Genomic DNA, 2,408 nt, shown 5'->3' with positions numbered 1-2,408 from the left:
CAATTACCCGGAAAAATTCAGCCTGGGCCTGGTGACCTCCTCGGGCAGTCTGGGGTTGTTGCTGGTGCCGTCGGTGCCCTTGTTGATCTACGGCATTATCGCCCAGCAAATGTCCCAGCAGCTGGATATGCCGACGGTAGAAATTGTCGATCTGTATCTGGCTGGTCTGCTGCCTGCGCTGCTGATGATCGTGCTGCTTTACGGTTACTGTGTGTGGGCCACGCGGGGCACCGATGTTCCCCGGCAGGCGTTTGATTTCCGGGAACTGGTCGATGCGCTCTGGGAAGCACGCTGGGAGCTGCCGCTGCCGCTGGTAGTGCTCGGTGGGATCTTCTCCGGTTTCCTGGTGATCAGTGAAGCGGCGGCGGTGACGGCGCTGTATGTGTTGGTGGCCGAGGTGTTTCTGTATCGGGAAATCTCGCTGCGCAAGCTACCGACCATCATGCGCGATTCCATGATCATGGTGGGCGGTATTTTGCTGATTCTGGCGGTGGCGCAGGCCTTCTCGGATTACCTGGTGTATGCCGGTGTGCCGGAGAAATTGTTTGCCCTGATCCAGACACATGTTGAGAGCAAGATTACCTTCCTTATCCTGCTCAATATCCTGCTGCTGTTGCTGGGCGCGTTGCTGGATATCTTTGCCGCGCTGGTGATTATGGTGCCGCTGATCCTGCCGGTGGCGTTGCGTTACGGCATTGATCCGGTGCACCTGGGTATCATCTTCGTGGCGAACATGCAGATCGGCTATATCACTCCGCCGGTGGGCATGAACCTGTTTATCGCCAGTTACCGCTTCAAGAAGAAAGTCACCGAGCTGTTCGCAGCAACGATTCCCTTCATGCTGATATTGATCATCGCCTTGTTGATGATTACCTATATCCCGCAGCTCAGTCTCTGGTTGGTGCGGTAAAAGGCAGTTAATAGTTAACAGTGAATAGTTGCGCGGTCAGCGGTTGTTGATTGCTGGAAACGAGGAGGCCGCGTCCATTATCTGGACGCGGCCTCTTGCGTTTCAGTTGGTTGGTGAAGGAAAAACGTTATTTTCGTAGGATTTTTACTTGGATGCTTTTGCCTTGCCCTTTCTGGATCTGGAACCACTTGGGGTAGGCGCGGATCATGTCGCTGAGTTTCTTGTGGCCGAACAGGCGAGTGTCGAAGTCGGGTTTGCGCTTGCTCAGGTGCTGGCCCACCGTACCCAGGTTGGCCCAGTCGTCCTCATCGGAAATATCATCGATCACGTTGGCGATCAGTTGCAGTGGCGGCGGCTCCTTGCTGACAGGCGCTTCTGTCTGGGCGGGGGTATCGGGCTTGTCTGAGGTGCTCTCGGGGGCATGGTCGGAGCGCAGTACTTCGGTGTAGATAAACTTGTCGCAGGCGGCCACGAAGGGCCCCGGCGTCTTGCGTTCCCCGAAACCATACACGGTCAGGCCTTCTTCCCTTAACCTCGCCGCCAGGCGGGTGAAATCACTGTCACTGGACACCAGACAGAAGCCCGAGAGCTGTTTGGTATAGAGCAGATCCATGGCGTCGATGATCATGCTGCAATCGGTGGCGTTCTTGCCCTGGGTGTAGGCAAATTGCTGGATCGGTTGCACGGAATGTTTCAGCAGCACGCTTTTCCAGCCACCCAGATTGGGTTTGGTCCAGTCGCCGTAGATTCGCTTGACGCTGGCGGTGCCAAATTTGGCGATCTCCTCGAACAGCCCGTCGACGATTTTTGGGGGTGTATTGTCCGCATCGATCAATACGGCCAATGATGTGTTGCTGAGCGGTGGGGAGTCCGTGCCCATGTTGCTGTCCGCCATGATGCATTCCTTTTGCGTTGGATACCGCCAACATAACGGATTCGGCGGGGAGTGGACAGGCGCGGATGGGGGCTGTAGGAGCGGCGCTTGAGCCGCGAACCTCGCGTAGCGAGGCTGTAGAGATATCTGCGTCTCGTGACCTTTCTGGATAGACGGGACTTGAACTGAAGCGCCTGATCGCCCGCTGGGCGATTCCTCCCCCTGAAGGGGAGGTTCGCGGCTCAAGCGCCGCTTCTACAGCGGCTTCGTCTATCAGCCTTCCATTTCTTTTACCGATTTCTTGTAAACGAAACTGGCCATGGCGCGCAAAGGCATCATGCGGATCCAGATACTTTGCAGGGTGACAGACAGGCCCGGCAGGGCGTAGCGCTTGCCTTTGTTCAAGGCGGCGTAGCCGGCGTTGGCCACGTCTTCCGGGGTGGCAATGTGTGCCGAGACAAACTCCCGGATGCCGCTGGAGGATTTGTGTTGGCTCTCGGCGGTATCCAGAAACGCCGTTTTGGTGGTGCTGGGACAAAAGCAGGTTACTTGAACACCGTAGGGTTTGAGTTCTTCCTGAAGCGATGCACTCAGGTTGATGACAAAGGCCTTGCTGGCGCTGTA

Annotated in this window: 3 protein-coding genes; 1 reads left to right on the top strand and 2 read right to left on the bottom strand. The window is 56.6% G+C overall.

What is annotated here, in order from left to right; genetic code table 11:
- Window positions 1-910, top strand: a 910-nt coding sequence (locus A3754_RS23120; RefSeq protein WP_063521458.1) for a TRAP transporter large permease, incomplete at its 5' end; no start/stop codon positions are given.
- Window positions 911-1,037: 127 nt separating this feature from the next.
- On the opposite strand, the gene A3754_RS23115 is transcribed toward A3754_RS23120, so the two are convergent.
- Both A3754_RS23115 and A3754_RS23110 read right to left on the bottom strand, forming a co-directional pair.
- On the bottom strand, window positions 1,038-1,805 hold the full coding sequence (locus A3754_RS23115; RefSeq protein WP_082872265.1) for an NYN domain-containing protein: 768 nt from the start codon (window positions 1,803-1,805) through the stop codon (window positions 1,038-1,040).
- 252 nt (window positions 1,806-2,057) lie between these two features.
- On the bottom strand, window positions 2,058-2,408 hold a 351-nt coding region (locus A3754_RS23110; RefSeq protein ID WP_156497168.1), incomplete at its 5' end, for an SDR family oxidoreductase.

It is taken from the genome of Alcanivorax sp. HI0083 (assembly GCF_001635175.1).
Note: the sequence above shows the minus strand (reverse complement) of the source record. Positions and strands in the feature narration are given on the sequence as shown.